This is a genomic window from Corynebacterium sp., from assembly GCF_030532325.1.
Lineage (GTDB): Bacteria > Actinomycetota > Actinomycetes > Mycobacteriales > Mycobacteriaceae > Corynebacterium.
This window is the reverse complement of the sequence record NZ_JAUNLS010000009.1, coordinates 39,871-57,005: the sequence shown is the minus strand read 5'-3', so window position 1 is coordinate 57,005 and position 17,135 is coordinate 39,871. Positions and strand designations below refer to the sequence as shown.

Genomic DNA, 17,135 nt, shown 5'->3' with positions numbered 1-17,135 from the left:
AGACACTCAAGCTCGGCGGGCTAGAGGCCTGCCGAGGAACGCAACAAATCAGCGCCGAGGAGAAAATCTCCGGCGTTGAGGTGTTCCACCGCTCCGGTGTTGAGCGGCAGGCGGTCGAACGTGATCAGCACACAGCGCGCTCCGGTGGGCGCACCAGCAAAAGCGGAAAGCTCCCGCTTCAAGGTGTCCTCATCGAGCGCGCTGAGTGCTACCTGGATATAGGTGGTGTGCTGCTCCTTGGTGGCCATGAAGTCAATTTCTTGGTTCCCGCTGCGGGCGACGCTGACCGCGTAACCGCGGCGGCGCAGTTCTAGATAGACCATGTTCTCCAGGTCGTGGCCGCTGTTGCTGGTGCGTTCCCCGAGGAGGGCGTCGCGCAGCCCGGGATCAACAAAATAGAACTTTCCGCGGCTGCGCAGGTGCTCCCTGCCGCGCAGATCGTAGGGGCGGCACGCGTAGAACATGTGTGCGTCCACCATGAGCTGAAGATAGCGCTCAATGGTGTGGTTGGACGTTTTGAATCCCGCTGAGGTGAGCGTGCCAGCAATGCGATTAACTGACAGCGGCGAGCCCGCGTTATCGAAGACAAAGCGAGCTACGCGCAGGAACACCGCGGGTTCCTGAATGGCCCCGCGCATGGCGATGTCCCGGGTGAAAATGGAGTCAAAGACAGCATTGTTCAGCTGTGGGTGGGAGGACTCCGTGGCGAGCGCGGCGGCGGGCAGTGTGCCCTTCATCCACTGCGCATAGGCGCTCTCCGCGGGCAGCTCCTCGCCGCGAAAACGCTGAAATTCCGCCAGGCTGAGCGGTAGCACCTCGAGTTCGACGTAGCGTCCGGCCAGGTAGGTCATTCCCTCGCCGGCAAACATGGAGGCGTTAGAACCGGTCACCAGGATGCGGAGATCGGTTTCTGCCCGCAGGGAGTTGACCGTGCGCGCCCAATCTTCCAGTTCCTGGACTTCGTCGATCAGTAGATGGGTGATGCCTTCCTCGCGGTAAGCCTGCATGACGACGGCGTGGAAAGCGCTGCTCTCGCGCAGCGATTGCGTGGAGAGCAGCTCGAAGTTGAGTGAGAGAACGTGCGCTCCGTCGAGGGAGTCCTCGTAGAGGCGCAGGAGGCTTGACTTTCCGCAGCGGCGGACTCCGGTGATGACCCGAATGGCATCGTCAAGCGCGGGGTCGCTATCCCAGGCGTGGAGCTGGGCAAGGAGGTGCTGGCGGCTCACAAGCTTCATGTCTTTGCACTTTAATGCAAAGATGGCGGAAAGCGGAAGAATCTTTGCAGAAAACTGCAAACTCGGACCGTTGTTCCGGGATCTGTGCAGTTTGCTGCACACTGTGGGGACGCACGGTCGGCCCCCTGATCGCTTTAGGCGTGCGCGTCACATCTTGCACTCGCCACCGGCCGGTGCCAAGATGGTCACTAGCACTCGCATTGGCCAAGTGCTAGATACATCGAATCTTTCGTGGTTGAGGCTGATTCACACTCATCAGCCGCGCCGTCGCGGGCCTCCACGAGGGGAGACGAGAGTGTCGTCTTAGCTAATAAAACTAAGGAGCACAAACACATGGCAAAGATTATTGCCTTTGATGAAGAAGCACGCCGCGGCCTTGAGCGCGGCCTGAACACGCTGGCCGACGCCGTCAAGGTCACCCTTGGCCCCAAGGGCCGCAACGTTGTCCTGGAGAAGTCCTGGGGCGCGCCGACCATTACCAACGATGGTGTCTCCATCGCTCGCGAGATCGAGCTCGAGGATCCCTACGAGAAGATCGGCGCCGAGCTGGTCAAGGAAGTAGCCAAGAAGACTGACGACGTCGCCGGTGACGGCACCACCACCGCAACCGTCCTGGCCCAGGCGCTCGTGCGCGAGGGCCTGCGCAACGTTGCCGCCGGCTCCAACCCGATGGGCATCAAGCGCGGCATCGAGTCCGCCACCAAGGCCGTCGTGGACTCCCTGCTCTCCTCCGCCAAGGAAATCGAGACCCAGGAAGAGATCGCCACCACCGCCGGCATCTCCGCCGCTGACCCGGCCATCGGCGCCAAGATCGCTGAGGCCATGTACGCCGTGGGCAACGGCGCCGTGAACAAGGACTCCGTCATCACCGTTGAAGAGTCCAACACCTTCGGCGTGGACCTCGAGGTCACTGAGGGCATGCGCTTTGACAAGGGCTACATCTCCGGCTATTTCGCCACCGACATGGAGCGCCAGGAGGCCGTCCTGGAGGATCCGTATATCCTGCTGGTCTCCTCCAAGATCTCCAACATCAAGGAGCTCGTGCCGCTGCTGGAGAAGGTCATGCAGACCGGCAAGCCGCTGCTCATCGTCGCCGAGGATGTCGAAGGCGAGGCCCTGTCCACCCTCGTGGTCAACAAGATTCGCGGCACCTTCAAGTCCGTGGCCGTCAAGGCTCCGGGCTTCGGCGACCGCCGCAAGGCCACCCTGCAGGACATGGCCATCCTTACCGGCGGCCAGGTCATCTCCGAGGAGGTCGGCCTCTCCCTGGAGACCGCCGAGCTCGAGTACCTGGGCCAGGCCCGCAAGGTCGTGGTGACCAAGGATGACACCACCATCGTCCAGGGCGCCGGCAACCAGGAGCAGATCGACGGCCGCATCAAGCAGATCCGCGCCGAGATTGAGAACTCCGACTCCGACTACGACCGTGAGAAGCTGCAGGAGCGCCTGGCCAAGCTGGCCGGCGGCGTGGCCGTTCTCAAGGTCGGTGCTGCCACCGAGGTTGAGCTCAAGGAGCGCAAGCACCGCATCGAGGATGCCGTGCGCAATGCCAAGGCTGCTGTGGGGGAGGGCATCGTCGCCGGCGGTGGCGTGGCCCTGCTGCAGGCCGCTTCCGCCCTGGACTCCCTGTCCGAGCTCACCGGCGATGAGGCCACCGGCGTCAAGATCGTCCGCGAGGCCCTTTCCGCTCCGCTGAAGCAGATTGCTCAGAACGCCGGCCTGGAGCCGGGCGTGGTTGCTGACAAGGTTGGCTCCCTGCCGGCCGGCCAGGGCCTCAACGCCGCTACCGGCGAGTACGTTGACCTCATGGCCGCAGGCATCAACGACCCGGTTAAGGTCACCCGCTCCGCACTGCAGAACGCTGCCTCCATCGCGGCCCTCTTCCTCACCACCGAGGCTGTTGTGGCTGACAAGCCGGAGCCGGCTGGCGCTAACGCTGGCATGCCGGATGCCGACGCCATGGGTGGCATGGGCTTCTAAGTCCACTTCATCGCTGGCCCTGGCTGCCGCGTGGCCCTCGTTGTCACGGGTGGCCCGTGGCTAGCCGCAGCCCGCCCCACGCCCCGCTGCGTGCGGGTAGGCTGTTACTTTGGTGCACAGGCGCCTTCCTTGCGCAGTCATACGCTGACTGTCAGGGGAGGCGCCTTGTGCGTGCCTGGGGGCGCCTCCGCCTTCTAAACACCCCGACTGCGGGCACACATCGCGCCCCACTCGTGCTCTCGGCGAGTGTCTTTCTTTTAACTCGTCCCTACATGGTCTTAAGCGCCCGCTGGACTAAACCTGCACGCCAGCGCGCTACTGGCGCTTCTCGTCGAGGTTCGTGTACAGACTCGTCACGCGCATTCGCAAGGCGTTCAGGAGGGGGCGCGTGGCGGCCGTCATGCCCTGTGTCGCAGGCCTGCCGGTTTCTGAAAATATGCGTGTTGAGGGCGCCACGCTTGCTATCCGGCCTCTGGCCGAGGTCTGTCTTTCATCTGACCGGGTGCTGGACGTCAAGGCGTCAGAAGGCCTCATTTCACCCTCCGATGGGGGCAAAAATCAGCCTGGATTCGAAAAACTTTCGGTTCCATTTCCTCGCATCGAGGCCGTGAAAATCGCTAAGTGCCATGTGCTCGTTACGTAGTTCATTTAGTCTTAACCTCTTGGCTGCAGCCACACATTTTATTTTTGCAGGTAAACGGCATAGCGCAGCCGTCAAACATGTTCTGAATCACATCACCACGCGGTTTCAATCGGGTCACGGTTCGGTGACGAGCCTTGAAAAATTCATGACAAATACCGTTTGAAACTCTCCGTGGGTGTGCCACAATGTTCCGTGTGACGCCCGCTGAGGGTGTCTGCAAAATCGCAAACCTTCTGGGCAAGAAATTTCCCGGACTTCACAAGTAGGAGATCACCATGGATCTGTCTTTCATCGGCGACCAGCTCGACAACTTCTCCACCTTCGTCGGTGGCCTCAAGGACATCTTCAAGGGCTTCGCTAGCCTCTTTGACACCATCGACGGTGCCGTTCAGGCCGGCGAGTCTGGTGTCAAGCCGAACGTTTCCGGCTTCGCTCACCTGTCCTCCAACAACTAATTACGCGTTCTGCGTAGCTAATAAGACCACCATCCTTTAAGGAGAAAATATAATGGCAACCCTGTCTTCCTCCGGCATCATCGGCACTCTGCTCAACATCTTCTACGCTCTCGGCGATATGGCCGGCGGCGCTGCTGACCTGATCGGCCTGCTCTAAGAAGCACGCTGCACTAAGCAGAACTGCTTGACCCCGCTCCACGTGGAGCGGGGTTCTTTCGTTTTAGTGCAGTCGGCGACTTCTTGGTGGTTAGTCCTCCTTCTCTTCGAGAGCTGAGCCGCCTGAATCTCAGTGTGGGGCTCCCAGCTGCAAAATGATGGCTCCCGGAGGGCGTTTTCGAGGGGGATTTTGCAGCTGGGAGCCCACACAGCAGGGAGGGAAGCCTGCGCCGCCGCGTAGTGGGAGGGCTGGCGGTACGTTTTTGCATATAAGCCCTCAAAAAGCGTGACTTTTGGAGGCTTAGCCGTCAAAACGTACCGTGAGTGTGGGCGGTCGCCGCGTGCAGCTGTGCTGAGGTGCGTCGTGCGGTGGGCGAGGAGTCTTGCGGCAGCCGGAAAACTCGGGGAGCGTCTCCCAGCTCCACAATCCCCGCCGTAATTGCGGAGATCCGGAGTGGATTCTGAAGCTGGGAGACTCACCCGGAGTTGTGATGATGAACTAGCCGTGCGGGCGCAGCGGGTGTGCGATGGGGTGGGAAAAACCGGGGGTAATTGCGTGCAAGCGGGCGCTATTGCCCCGCCAGAGTGAGTGTTCACAAGTAAACTTATCCCCATGGCTAACATCAAAGACGACGAACTTCCTGAGATCGACCTTGCTAAGACCGACGGCTACGTCGTCGACGATTCCGACGAGGACGACCCCGCGCTCATCATGCCGGATGGTTCTCCCATCGAGACCTGGCGTGAGAACTACCCTTATGAGGAGCGCATGACGCGCGACGAGTACGAGTCCACCAAGCGCGCCCTGCAGATCGAGCTCCTGAAGTGGCAGAACTGGACCAAGGAGACTGGCCAGCGCCACATTATTCTCTTCGAGGGCCGTGACGCCGCAGGCAAGGGCGGCACCATCAAGCGCTTCAACGAGCACCTTAACCCGCGCGGTGCACGCACCGTGGCGTTGGAGAAGCCCTCCCCGCGCGAGTCCACGTCGTGGTACTTCCAGCGCTACATTCAGCACTTCCCGGCCGGCGGTGAGATCGTCTTCTTCGACCGCTCCTGGTACAACCGCTCCGGTGTTGAGCGCGTTATGGGTTTTTGCACCGAGTCCCAGCACGCGGAGTTCCTGCGTGAGGTTCCAATGCTGGAGAACATGATTCTGGGCTCCGGAATCTCGCTGACCAAGCTGTGGTTCTCCGTGACCCGCAAGGAGCAGCGCACCCGCTTCGCCATCCGCCAGATCGACCCGGTACGCCAGTGGAAGCTTTCCCCGATGGACCTGGCCTCCCTGGACAAGTGGGATGACTACACTCGTGCCAAGGAGGAGCAGTTCCGCTACACGGACACCGAGGAATCCCCCTGGATCACCATTAAGTCGAATGACAAGAAGCGCGCCCGCATTAACGCGATGCGCTACGTGCTCTCCAAGTTTGAGTACACCAACAAGGATCATGAGGTCGTCGGCGTGCCGGATGAGAACATCGTCAAGCGCGGCCGTGACCAGATTGGGGACTAGTTCCCTTAAGCTCAGATTGTTCAACGAGAATTAATATCAGCGTCACTGGCGTGACCAGTGGATCCTCTGCAATGTCTGTATGGCAAAAAATTCTCGTATGTGTGCGCTGGTGCTCGGCGCGGTCCTTGCTACCCAGGTAGCGGGCGTGGCCGGCGCTAGCGCACAGTCGTCTTTAACCTTTGGTTCCTCTTTCTCTTCCTCGCTCCCGGCGCTCTCCTCGCACGGCAGCTCCCAGAACAGTTCGCAGGGCAGCACGCACGGCAGCTCCGATGACGCCTCCTCCCGGCCGGGCCCGGGCGAGGAGCAGCCGGAGTCCCCGCACAGCCATGTCCTGTTTGCGGAGGACTTTGACGGCGTGGAGAACCCCACCGGTTTCACCCACGCGCTGCCCCAGGGCTGGGATTCCACCACCGAGGGCGTGACCTCCGGCGAGGCCCGCTGGAAGGGCTGGACTCTGTCCACCATCCGCGAGTGGACGTGGGCGGTGGGCACCGACATGCGCCACTGGTTCACCCAGGCCCACGATAACGTCGCCATCATCGAGAGCAATCACCAGCGGCTTAACGGCACCGACTCCATGGATGCCCGCATGAGCACTCCGCTTATCGACGTCTCCTCGCGCACCACCGACACCCTCACCGTCGAGTTCGATCACCACTACCGGCAGGGCAAGCCCGGCCAGCGCGCGGAGGTCGTCGCGGAGTTCGACACCGGCGAGCGCCGCCCCCTGCTCGAGCTTTCCCAGGACGTCTTCAGCAAGCACGAGGCCCTCGAGGTGGAGGTTCCTGCCGGTGCGCGGGAGATGAAGGTGAGCTTCGAGTACCTCGATTCCAACAAGGACTGGTGGTGGGCCGTCGATAACGTCGAGGTTACCGAGCCGCTGCCGGAGCTGAGCGGCAAACCTAGCGCCATCGTCGATGTGCTCTCCGATATCCAGGGGGATCCGGAGGACTACACGCTGGCCCTGCGCCAGCTCAACGCCATGGAGGAGCCCGCAGGCGCGTTGGTGCTCAACGGTGACTTGGTGGATAACGGCAGCCAACAGCAGTGGGATGACTTCCTGGCGGCCCACGCTGAGGTCCCGCATGTCTCCGGCACGGAGCTGTGGACCATCGGCAACCACGAGATGTACGGGCCCGAGGGCTCCGAGACCTATCTCAAGCGCTTCCTTGAGAATGCCGGCCAGGATGGCCCGCAGGACAAGCCGTGGAAGGAGGTAATCGTTGATGGCGTGCCGCTCATTTCGGTGAATACCGAGTACTACTCGGATGTGGACCGCGAAGGCAAAGAGCCCTTCCAGCGCCTGTCCGAAGAGCAGCTGAGCTGGCTCGATGCGCGCCTGGCCTACTGGGAAAGCAAGGGCGTGACCGCGCTGGTCTTTACCCACCCGCTGCTGCCGCAGACGGTGTCGATGTCCCACTCCGCCTGGTACCAGAACGACTTCGAGGATCTGGAGGCGCTTTCCCGCGTGGTGAGCAAGTACACCAACCTCATCATGTTCACCAGCCACAGCCACTCCTCGCTGGAGCAGAACAACTGGTGGGGCCGCTACCGCTTCGACGGCACCGGTGCCGCGGGCAAGGCCGGGTTCCCGGTGGTGAACACGGGCGCCATCCTTAACGCCTACCTGCCGGATGGCGACCACGACGAGGAGACGCTGCCTGACGACGCCGCCACCGGCCTGCGCGTCAAAGTCTTTGCCGACCGCATCCGCGTCGAGGCCTGGGACTTCAAGGCACACTCCATGCTGAAATACCAGGACTTCCGCCGCTAGAAATTGTCCCGGCCCGCCCCAAACTCAAGAACATAAAGAGAGCGCCCCGCATAACGCGGAGCGCTCTTCGACGATTTTTTAGGCCAATTAGAACAGGCCCTCGATGGAGGCAATCGGGGCCATGTGGCCGGTCTCCAAGAGGAAGGAGTAGACGCCGAAGGAAGAAAGTCCCAGGCTTACCAGGCTGGAGATGGTGGCGGTGATGTAGCCGATGATGGCTCCTGCGGAAGCTGCCATGTTAATGCTCCTTGAGTGCTGTTGTGAGAGAGTGTGCGGGGTTTAGAAGTGGATGGAGTGGATGAAGTCGTCGATCTGAGCAATCGGCGCAATCTGGCCCAGGCGCAGCAGGACGTTGTAGAGGCCGTAGGAGGAGAATGCCAAGCTGATCATGTGAATCGGCTCCTTAGTGGGACGTGAATACAAGAGAAACGGTTCAAAGTTTCCCGGCCAAGCTAACACGGCTGAAAACGGTTTTCGCGGCAAGTTATCCAGCTACCAAAATTCGGGGGTAGGACTGGAAAACGGGTAAACCCCCGTGATGCATGTGCGTAATCTGACATGCATAACAGGGGTGCTGGCGACTGTGCCGCGGTAGGCCGGGACGCGGGGGCCTAAGGCAGTGTCCACGGCTCAATCGGGTTGCCCTGCCACAGCGAGTCGTGCGGCACGCGGTCACCGCGCATGACCAGCGAGCCCGGGCCCACCGTGGCGGTGGAGCCGATGAGCGAGGCCGGCAGCGCCACCGAGTGCGCGGCCAGCGTGGCGCCGTCGCTGATGGTGACCGTGTCCAGGCTCATCACGCGGTCCTGGAAGAGGTGCGTTTGCACCACCGTGCCCGGGCCCACCGTGGCGCCGGTGCCCACCGCGCAGAGGTCGGTCTCCGGGAACCAGTAGGAATCAATCCACGCGCCGCCGCCAATACGCACGCCCAGCGCGCGCAGGCCCAGGTTGATCTCACCCGTGCCCAGCTTGTGGGTGAAGAACCACGGCGCGGCCACGGCCTCCACAAAGGTGTCCTGCAGCTCGTTGAGCCACACGAAGGAAGACCACAGCGGGTGATCCCCCGGCACGTGCTTGCCCACGCAGATCCACTTCACCAGCACCGTGATGCCCATCGCCACCGCGCCGGTGGCCATGAGGACCAGGCCGGAAAGCAGCCAGGCGAGGCCGAGCCCGAGGGCGTCGACAAGCAGGAAGAGCACCCCAAGGGTCCCGGCCAGCAGCATGGCGGAGGTCATGGGCGCCAGCAGGCGCATGGTCTCCACCACGCCGCGGGCGGCCTTGACTTTGAAGCCCGGGTTGTAGGTCAGGGACTCGCCCTCCACGCCGTCAACGTGCGCCTCCACGCGGCGCATGCGCTCCGGCGGGGAACCCCACCAGTTCGCGCCGGACTTGGTCTTCTTCGGGGTGGAGGAGAGCACCGCCACCAGCGAGTTCTTGGAAAGCTTGCGCCCGGGGCCGGTAATGCCGGAGTTGCCCACGAAGGAGCGCTTGCCCACCTTGGTCTCCCCGGTGAGCATCCAGCCGCCGCCGAGCTCGTAGCCGCCGATGAGGGTGTCATCGGCCAGGAACGCGCCCTCCTTGACCTCCGCCAGCTTGGGCACCATGACCGCGGTGGAAATCTCCGCGTTCTTGCCAATCTTCGCGCCCAGCGAGCGGAACCACGCCGGGGTGAGCTGGGAGGCGTAGAGCGGGAAGAGCTGGGTGCGGGCCTCGTCCATGAGGCGCTCGATGGCCCACAGGCGCCAGCCCGCCGCCGAGCGCACCGGGAACACGCCCGGCTTCACGCCCAGGGAGAGGATCCGCACGCCCAGCCAGGTCTGCAGCATGTAGAAGGCAAAGGCCACGAGCGCGCCCAGCGGGGCGAAGAAGATGGCGCCCACCAGCGGGTTGCCGCCGGTGGCCTGGATGAGCGCAATGACCACCAGGGCAGCCAGGCCCAGCGCCACGATGGGCTGGATGGCTAGGAGCACGGAGGTCGCGCCATAAATGGCCACCCACCACGGGCGGCGCTTCGGCGGGGTGTCCGGGAAGCGGTGCTTGGAGCGGCCAATCTTCTTGGCCGGGGAGCCAGACCAGCGAGCGCGGTCCTTGGTCTTCTTGGTGCCGGTCACCGTGGAGCCGGCCTCGACGTGCGCGTCCTTGCCCACATGGGTGCCCGGCAGCAGCGTGGAGCGCGCACCGATGCGCGCGCCCTCGTCGATCTTGATCTGGCCCACGCGCAGGATGTCGCCGTCGAGCCAGTAGCCGCTGAGATCTACCTCGGGCTCGATGGCCACATGATCACCCAGCTTGAGCAAGCCGGTCACCGGCGGCAGGGAGTGCAGATCCACGCCGCGGCCGATCTTCACGCCGAGCGCACGCGCGTAGTTGTTCACCCATGTTGCCCCGGCGATGGAGCGCGAGCCGGAGGCATCCGCCCAGCGCTCGGCGGCCCAGATGCGTAGGTGCACCGCGCCGCCGCGCGGGTACTCGCCGGGTGTGATGCCGGCGGTGATAAGCCGCGCGCCGAAGCCGCCGATGGGGATGCGGCCAATCGGGGTGGCAAAGATGAGGAGCATGACAATGACCACCCACCACGGCGTGTGCAGGGCCCAGTCGATGCCCGCCAGTGCGGCCAGGTTGGAGCCCAGCAGCAGCCAGGCCAGCCAGGAGGTGGCGGCCAGCGTCATCGTCGGGATCTGGATGAGCGTCTGCGCCAGGCGGGTGCCGCCGGAGACCTTGCGGACCTCACGGGCGGGGGCCTCGTTGGTGGCCGGGCGCTCCTCCGCACCGCCGATGAGCTCCGCAAAGGAGCCCAGGCGCGGGTGATCGTAGAGATCGCGCACGGCCACGGTGGGGTAGCGCTCGCGGATGCGGCCCACCAGGGTCGCGGCGGCCAGGGAGGTGCCGCCCAGGGAGAAGAAGTCCGCGTTTTCGTCGCTCACGGAGACACCGAGGGTTTCCACCCACAGCTCCGCCAGCCACTGCTCAGTGGGGCTCAGGCCAGCGGCGTCCACGCCCACGCCCGGCAGCGGCCAGGGCAGCGCCTTCTTATCCACCTTGCCGGAGGTGCGCACGGGCAGCTCCTCCATGACGCAGATGCGCGGCACGAGGGCGGCCGGCATGGTATCGGCCAGGCGGGCGTGGGCGGCCTCGTGGTCGAAGCCGGCCTCGGGGTCATCGAGGGAGACGTAGCCCACCAGTACGGACTCGCCGCCGGGGGTCTTCTGCACGGCCACGGCGGAGTTGTACACGTTGGGCAGCGCGGCGACGTTGGCTTCCACCTCGCCGAGCTCGATGCGGCGGCCGCCGATCTTTACCTGATCGTCCACGCGCCCCACGAAGTAGAGGCCGTCCTCTTCCAGGCGCACGTGGTCGCCGGTGCGGTAGGCGCGCTGCCAGCCCATCGACTCCAGCGGCGCGTACTTCTCGGCGTCCTTGGCCGGGTCGAGGTAGCGGGCCAGGCCCACGCCGCCGATCACCAGCTCGCCTACCTCGCCGGGGGCCACGGGGATACCCTGCTTGTCCACGACCACCAGGTCCCACCCATTGAGCGGCAGGCCGATGGAGACGGGGTGGCCGGGCTTGAGGTGCTGGGCGCAGGCCACCACGGTGGCCTCGGTGGGCCCGTACGTGTTCCACATTTCGCGCTCCTCGGTGGCGAGGCGGTCAACCAGCTCCTGCGAGCAGGCCTCGCCGCCGACGATGAGCAGGCGGATGTTGTCCAGGGCCTCGGCTGGCCACAGGCCGGCCAAGGTCGGCACGGTGGAGACCACCGTGATGTCGCGGCGGATGAGCCAGGGGCCCAAGTCCATGCCGGAGCGCACCAGCGAGCGCGGGGCGGGCACCAGGCAGGCGCCGTGGCCCCAGGCCAGCCACATTTCCTCGCAGGAGGCGTCGAAAGCCACGGAAAGCCCGGCCAGCACGCGGTCCTCGGGTCCCAGCGGGCCGTGCGGGTGATCCGCCAGGAAGAGGGCGGCCTCGGCGTCCACGAAGGCGGCCGCGGAGCGGTGGCTGACGGCCACGCCCTTGGGCTTGCCGGTGGAGCCGGAGGTGAAGATGATCCAGGCGGTGTCCTCGGGCAGTGGGCCCTCGATGTCGGCGTCCGCCGGGTTCTCAGCGCGCTCGGAGCTGCGCAGCATGCGGAAGCCCTCGTCGGTAAAGACGGCGTCGATCTCGGCCTCGCCGAAGACCATCTCGGCGCGCTCGTCGGGATCGTCGGCATCGACCGGCACGTAGGCCGCGCCGGCGGCGAGGGTGGCCAGAATGGCCAGGTAGAGCTCGCGCTTACCGGAGGTCATGCGCACACCGATCTTGTCGCCGCGGCGGATGCCGTTGTGGCGCAGCTCGGCGGCCAGGGCGCTGACCTCGGTGATCAGTTCTGAATAGGTGAGGATTTCGCCGTCGTCAAGCGCGGCGGCATCGGGGTAGGTCTGCGCCGTGGTGGTGATGATGTCCCACAGTGTGCGCGTGGGCGGGGCGGCGTGGCCGAGCAGGTACTGCGGCGGGACCGTAGTAAGTGCTTCTTCGTCGCTCATGACGCGTGGGCCTCCGAGCTCTCGCCGGGGTTGTCCGGGTCGGCGGGCGTATCGGCATCGATGATGGCGGTGGCCAGCTTGCGCAGGTGCTTGAGCTGCTTGGAGGTGGACTCATCCAGCGCGGCGTCCTCTGCCTGCGCGACGAGCCCGGCCAGTTCCTTGTGGGCCTTGACGCCCTTCTTGGTGGAGGCGACTATCTGGCGGCGGCGATCCTTGGGATCGCGCTCGCGCTTGACCCAGGAGCGGTTCTCCAGGGAGTCGATGAGCCGGACCATGTCGGAGGCGTCAATGGCCAGGGTGGAGGACAGTGCGGTCTGGGAGGCGGCTTGGTCAGCCACCAGGCAGGTGAGCACCCAGTACTCGCGGATGGTGGTCTGACGGGTGGCCAAGGCGGCCTCGACGCCGTCGCGGGTGCGGCGGCGGAGGCGCTCGAGTTGGAAGGACGGCGACTCGAGCAGCGCCGTCGGAATGATATGAGTGTGTGCAGAAGCCATGCGTAGTAGGTTACGCGCCCACAGTAAGAAAAGTAAATTATGGGTGGCTTCCCACTAATTGGCTACTGCTGCGGATAAACCATGGGAAGACCTTGGTCTTTCCACGCCTGCGTGCCGCCGGTGACGTTGTTGGTCTCCCAACCTTGGGTCAGCTCCAGGTATTCGCAGACCTTCGCGCTGCGCCCGCCGCCGAGGCAGATGACGTAGATGTCCTTGCTCGGATCGATCTCGTCGAGGCGGTCAGCGACCTGGTGCATGGGGATGTGGGTGGCGCCTTGGGCGTGCTCGGTGTTCCATTCGTGGTCTTCACGGACGTCGATGAGCTGGGCGCCCTCGGGGACGTGGGTGGGTTCTACGTTCTTCATGGGGTCAAGGGTACGCGGTGTGTGGTGCTGGCGTGTGCTGCCGCCAGCGGCCTCAAAGCCGCACAAGAGCTAGCGCCGGGCGGACAGATACTCCAAGATGGCCTTCACCCGCCGGTTGTCCTCGCTGGGATCCAGCCGCAGCTTGGCAAAGATGTTGGAGACGTGCTTGGCCACCGCCGCGGCGGAAAGGACCAGGTTGGCGGCGATCTCCTTGTTGGACTGCCCGCGCGACATGAGCTCGAGCACCTCTTTTTCCCGCGGGGTGAGCTCGCCCAGGCCGCTGCGCCCGGAGCGCATGAGCGCCTGGGCCACGCTGGGATCGATGACCGTGCCGCCCTGGGCCACCATGGCGAGGCTGCCCAGGAAGTCCACCACCTCGGAGACGCGGTCCTTGAGCAGGTAGCCGGTGCCGGCCTCGGCGGAATCGAAGAGCTCCACCGCGTAGGCCGGGGCGACGTACTGGGAGAGCACCATGATGGCCAGGTCCGGGTAGGCATCGCGCAGGGTCACGGCGGCCTTGAGGCCGTCGTCGCTCATGCCGGGCGGCATGCGCACGTCGGTGATGAGGACGTCGGGAAGCTGGCCGGCCTCACCTAGCGTGGAGACCAGCTCGATGAGCTCCGGGGCGGAGGCCGCATGCCCCACGATGTTGTGCCCGCGGCGCTCCAGCAGCCCGGCCACGCCCTCGCGCAGCAAGGCGGAGTCATCAGCGATAACGATGTCCAAGTTAGTCATGTGCTACTCCCGATTGGCCGCGCTCCAGTAGTAGGGGAATTGAACAGCTCACCCGCGTGGGCCCGCCCGGCGGCGAGGAGACCTCCACGCTACCGCCGAAGGCGTCGAGCCTCTCCACCATGCCGGCCAGTCCGTGGCCGGGCACGATGGTGGCGCCGCCGGGGCCCTCGTCCACCACCGAGATGTGCAGCGAGGCATCGGTGGAGAGCAGCACGCTCACCGGCGCGCCCGGCGCGTGCTTGAGCGCGTTGGTCATGGTCTCCACGCCAAAGAAGTACCCGGCGGCCAGCACGCTGGGGGAGAGCTCGGGCAGCGGGTGGGGCGCATGCACATTGATGAGGGGGCTGAGGGAGGAGGCGGTATCGGCCAGCGCGGCCACCAGGCCGTGATCCTGCAGCACCTGCGGGTGGATGCCGTGCACCGTGGCGCGCAGGGAGGCCAGGCCGGCGTCCAGATCCGCCTTGGCCGCGGCGATGAGCTCGGCGGTGGTGCCGGTGGCGTCGAGGGAGGCCTCGCCCAGCTTGATGCTGGCCGCTACCAGGTATTGCTGGCAGCCGTCGTGCAGGTCGCGTTCGATGCGGGCGCGCTCGACCTCGTAGGCATCTGCGATGGCGCGCCGGGAGGCGGTGAGCTGGGCGATGATCTGCGCCTGCTGCTCCTCGTGGTTGGTGGTGGGGCGCGACTTTTTAAAGAACACTCCTTCACCTTAACCGGCGAGCCCTTCCGCGAGGGTAGTGCCAGCACTACCTCAAAGAGCATCGCCAGCGCTGTGTTGCTGCGGGGCGCGGTAGCGTGAAATGAGAACCATGAACACGACACTCTCATTGCATGACATCACCAAAGACTTTGGCGCCGGGCCCGTCCTGGCGGGAATCTCGCTGGAGATCGCCCCCGGCGAGATGGTCGCGGTCATGGGGCCCTCCGGCTCCGGCAAGTCCACCCTGCTGCACTGCATGTCCGGGGTTCTCCAGCCCACCCACGGCCGCGTCTTCTTTGGGGATACCGAGCTTTCCGCGCTTGGCGACGCCGCCCGCTCCCGCACCCGCCTGCAGCACTTCGGTTTTGTCTTCCAGGACGGCCAGCTGCTGCCGGAGCTGAGCAACCTGGACAACGTGGCCCTGCCCGCGATGCTCACCGGCAGCGGCCGCAAGCAGGCCCGCCGCAAGGCCATGGAACTGCTGGATCAGCTGGGGCTGGGAGCCCTGGCGGATAGGCGCCCCGGCGAGGTCTCCGGCGGCCAGGCCCAGCGCGTGGCCATCGCCCGCGCCCTGGCGGCGGACCCGGCCGTGGTCTTCGCGGACGAGCCCACTGGCGCCCTCGACCAGACCACCGGCCACGAGGTGATGCAGATGCTCACCACCGTGGTGCGCCACAATGACGCCAGCCTGGTCATGGTCACCCACGATCCGAAGGTCGCGGACTGGATGCAGCGCCGGGTGGAGATCCGCGACGGCATCATTCACGACGACGTGCGCCTGCACGCGCAGGGCTAGGGGAGGAGTGAGAGTATGCGAACCTCCGTGTTGACCTTGGATCTGCACCGTGAGTCCATCCGCGCGCGCTCGGGCACCGGGCTGGTGAGCCTGCTGGCCATCGTGAGCCTGACGGTGGGCTCGACCATCGCCTTCCTCGTGGCCGGCGGCACGTGGATGTTCTTCAACCGCGCCCAGCACCCCGCGGACGCCGACCCCGGGCTGGCCGCGCTGTACAACGACATCGAGGGCTTCCTCTATATCTGGTTCTACCTGGCGCTGTTTGCCTGCGCCTTCCTGCTGCCAGCACTGTTTAGCCTCACCGCGCAGTCCGCGGTGCTGGGGGCCTCCGGCCGCGAGCGCCGCCTGGCCACGCTGCGCTTTTTGGGCCTGAGCTCGCGGGACGTGGTGCGCATGACGGTGTTGGAAACCGGCGTGCAAGCGCTCATGGGCATCGTGCTGGGCGGGCTGCTCAGCGTGCTCGTGGCCCCGGCGCTCACGCACCTGAGCTTCCAGGAGCGCCGGATCCAGCTACAGGAGATCCTCCTGCCCTGGTGGGGCTACCTGCTGGTGGCGGCGGTGCTCTTTGCTGTCGCGCTGCTCGCCGCCTTCGCGGGCATGCAGCGCGTGCGGGTCAGCCCCCTGGGCGTGGCGCGACGCGAGGTGCCTTCGGCGCTCAAGCGCTGGCGCCTGTGGCTCTTCCTCGGCGTGCTGGTGCTGGGCACCGCGGTGCTTACCACCTTCAGCTTCAGCGCCAGCATGGGCGTGATGATCGTCTTCGTGGGCATCATCTTTGTCATCGTGATGAGCATCAACCTGGTGGGGCCGTACGTCCTGCAGGCCGGCGCCCTGGTGGCCGCGAACTTCCCGGGCACTGCGCACCTGGTGGCCTGCCAGCGGGTGGCGGCGAACTCCAGGCGGGTGTGGCGCCGCGTGGCGGCCATCGCCTTCTTTGGCTTCCTGGCCGGCTACCTGGTGGGCGCGCCCCTGGGCAGTGACGGCCTGACCCGGGCGATGCGCGAGGAGGACTACGTGTTTACCCTCTTCCACGATCTCTCCGTGGGCGCGCTGCTCACGCTCGCCTTCGGGTTTATCGTGGTGGCGGTGTCCATCTTCCTGGGCCAGGTCAGCGGCGTCTTCGAGGACGGCGAGCTGCTGCGCTCCCTAGATCTCATGGGTATCTCCCGCCGCTTCATGCTCAAGGTGAACGTGCTGGAAATCCTGGGCCCGGCGGTGGCGCTGAGCCTCGTGGGCTTCATGGTGGGCGCGCTTCAGGGCATGGTCATGTTCGCCGGTGCCGAGGGCGCGGAGGTGGACGTCCTGGGCCGTATCCTCCTGGCCCTGGGGTTCCTGGCCGCCGGGTGGATCACCACGCTGCTGGCGCTGCTGGCCGTGGAGCCGCTGCGCGGGTATGTGCTGCGGGATGGAAGAAGAAAAGAATAGAGGAAGGATTAGAGAACCAATGAAACGCGTGCTGCAGGTCCTCGGCGTGCTGGTGGCCCATGGCCTGACCTCCCACCCACAGGCCTGCGCCGCGGTGGTGGATCTGCGCGGCAACGACGGCGGGGACATGGGCCCCATGGTGGCCGGGGTGAGCCCGCAGCTTCGGCGGGCCCACCGCGGGCTATGCCTCGGCGAACATGGTCATCGACTACCCCGACGGGCGCTCGCTCATGCTCACCACGGCAAAAGATAAGGCGCGTACCGGCGAGGAGTTCGCAGAGGACCCCATCGAACCGGACGCGCGCCTAGAAGAGCTGGAGGCCTGGCTGGGCCAGGCCTGCGCCAGCTAG

16 protein-coding genes are annotated in these 17,135 nt (G+C 65.2%); 9 read left to right on the top strand and 7 right to left on the bottom strand.

The window, feature by feature from the left end:
* Positions 1 to 20: 20 nt before the first annotated feature.
* Positions 21 to 1,235 carry an ATP-binding protein gene (locus Q4E25_RS06550; protein WP_303155378.1) on the bottom strand — a complete coding sequence of 405 codons (1,215 nt, stop codon included), beginning with the start codon at positions 1,233 to 1,235 and terminating at the stop codon, positions 21 to 23.
* Positions 1,236 to 1,568: 333 nt separating this feature from the next.
* Between Q4E25_RS06550 and groL the strand changes: the two genes are divergently transcribed.
* The 6 genes from groL (at position 1,569) to Q4E25_RS06520 (ending at position 7,756) form a co-directional block, all read left to right on the top strand.
* On the top strand, positions 1,569 to 3,215 hold the full coding sequence (groL, locus tag Q4E25_RS06545) for a chaperonin GroEL (protein WP_303155375.1): 1,647 nt from the start codon (positions 1,569 to 1,571) through the stop codon (positions 3,213 to 3,215).
* Positions 3,216 to 3,603: 388 nt separating this feature from the next.
* A complete protein-coding gene (locus Q4E25_RS06540) occupies positions 3,604 to 3,858 on the top strand; it encodes a hypothetical protein (protein WP_303155373.1) in 255 nt (84 codons plus the stop codon).
* Between the two features lie 275 nt (positions 3,859 to 4,133).
* Positions 4,134 to 4,313, top strand: a complete 180-nt coding sequence (locus Q4E25_RS06535; protein ID WP_303155372.1) for a PorH family porin — start codon at positions 4,134 to 4,136, stop codon at positions 4,311 to 4,313.
* Positions 4,314 to 4,365: 52 nt separating this feature from the next.
* Positions 4,366 to 4,470 carry a porin gene (locus Q4E25_RS06530; RefSeq protein WP_303155369.1) on the top strand — a complete coding sequence of 35 codons (105 nt, stop codon included), beginning with the start codon at positions 4,366 to 4,368 and terminating at the stop codon, positions 4,468 to 4,470.
* 612 nt (positions 4,471 to 5,082) lie between these two features.
* Entirely contained in the window at positions 5,083 to 5,982 is a 900-nt protein-coding gene (gene ppk2 / locus Q4E25_RS06525) for a polyphosphate kinase 2 (RefSeq protein WP_303155366.1), read from the top strand.
* A gap of 79 nt (positions 5,983 to 6,061) precedes the next feature.
* Positions 6,062 to 7,756, top strand: a complete 1,695-nt coding sequence (locus tag Q4E25_RS06520) for a metallophosphoesterase (protein ID WP_303155363.1) — start codon at positions 6,062 to 6,064, stop codon at positions 7,754 to 7,756.
* An 87-nt stretch (positions 7,757 to 7,843) separates the two neighbouring features.
* On the opposite strand, the gene Q4E25_RS06515 is transcribed toward Q4E25_RS06520, so the two are convergent.
* The 6 genes from Q4E25_RS06515 to Q4E25_RS06490 all read right to left on the bottom strand — a co-directional run bounded on the left by Q4E25_RS06515 (position 7,844) and on the right by Q4E25_RS06490 (position 14,567).
* The gene (locus Q4E25_RS06515) at positions 7,844 to 7,993 is read right to left on the bottom strand and encodes a hypothetical protein (protein WP_303155360.1); all 150 of its coding nucleotides are present in this window, start codon (positions 7,991 to 7,993) and stop codon (positions 7,844 to 7,846) included.
* Positions 7,994 to 8,367: 374 nt separating this feature from the next.
* Positions 8,368 to 12,276 carry a Pls/PosA family non-ribosomal peptide synthetase gene (locus Q4E25_RS06510; protein WP_303155358.1) on the bottom strand — a complete coding sequence of 1,303 codons (3,909 nt, stop codon included), beginning with the start codon at positions 12,274 to 12,276 and terminating at the stop codon, positions 8,368 to 8,370.
* Positions 12,273 to 12,770, bottom strand: coding sequence for a MarR family winged helix-turn-helix transcriptional regulator (locus tag Q4E25_RS06505; protein ID WP_303155355.1), 498 nt, complete (start codon positions 12,768 to 12,770; stop codon positions 12,273 to 12,275). Before Q4E25_RS06505 ends, Q4E25_RS06510 begins: the two co-directional genes overlap by 4 nt.
* 62 nt (positions 12,771 to 12,832) lie before the next feature.
* Positions 12,833 to 13,135 (bottom strand): rhodanese-like domain-containing protein, encoded by a 303-nt coding sequence (locus Q4E25_RS06500; protein WP_303155352.1) that lies wholly within the window; start codon positions 13,133 to 13,135, stop codon positions 12,833 to 12,835.
* 69 nt (positions 13,136 to 13,204) lie between these two features.
* Positions 13,205 to 13,870 carry a response regulator transcription factor gene (locus Q4E25_RS06495; protein ID WP_303155349.1) on the bottom strand — a complete coding sequence of 222 codons (666 nt, stop codon included), beginning with the start codon at positions 13,868 to 13,870 and terminating at the stop codon, positions 13,205 to 13,207.
* Positions 13,863 to 14,567: a sensor histidine kinase gene (locus Q4E25_RS06490; RefSeq protein ID WP_303155346.1), complete on the bottom strand. Its 705-nt coding sequence runs from the start codon at positions 14,565 to 14,567 to the stop codon at positions 13,863 to 13,865. The genes Q4E25_RS06495 and Q4E25_RS06490 overlap by 8 nt, the downstream gene beginning before the upstream one ends.
* Before the next feature lie 109 nt (positions 14,568 to 14,676).
* Between Q4E25_RS06490 and Q4E25_RS06485 the strand changes: the two genes are divergently transcribed.
* The 3 genes from Q4E25_RS06485 to Q4E25_RS06475 all read left to right on the top strand — a co-directional run bounded on the left by Q4E25_RS06485 (position 14,677) and on the right by Q4E25_RS06475 (position 17,135).
* Complete coding sequence (locus Q4E25_RS06485; RefSeq protein ID WP_303155344.1) at positions 14,677 to 15,363, top strand: ABC transporter ATP-binding protein; 687 nt, start codon at positions 14,677 to 14,679, stop codon at positions 15,361 to 15,363.
* Positions 15,364 to 15,378: 15 nt separating this feature from the next.
* Positions 15,379 to 16,785, top strand: a complete 1,407-nt coding sequence (locus tag Q4E25_RS06480; RefSeq protein WP_303155341.1) for an FtsX-like permease family protein — start codon at positions 15,379 to 15,381, stop codon at positions 16,783 to 16,785.
* A 197-nt stretch (positions 16,786 to 16,982) separates the two neighbouring features.
* A complete protein-coding gene (locus tag Q4E25_RS06475) occupies positions 16,983 to 17,135 on the top strand; it encodes a hypothetical protein (protein ID WP_303155338.1) in 153 nt (50 codons plus the stop codon).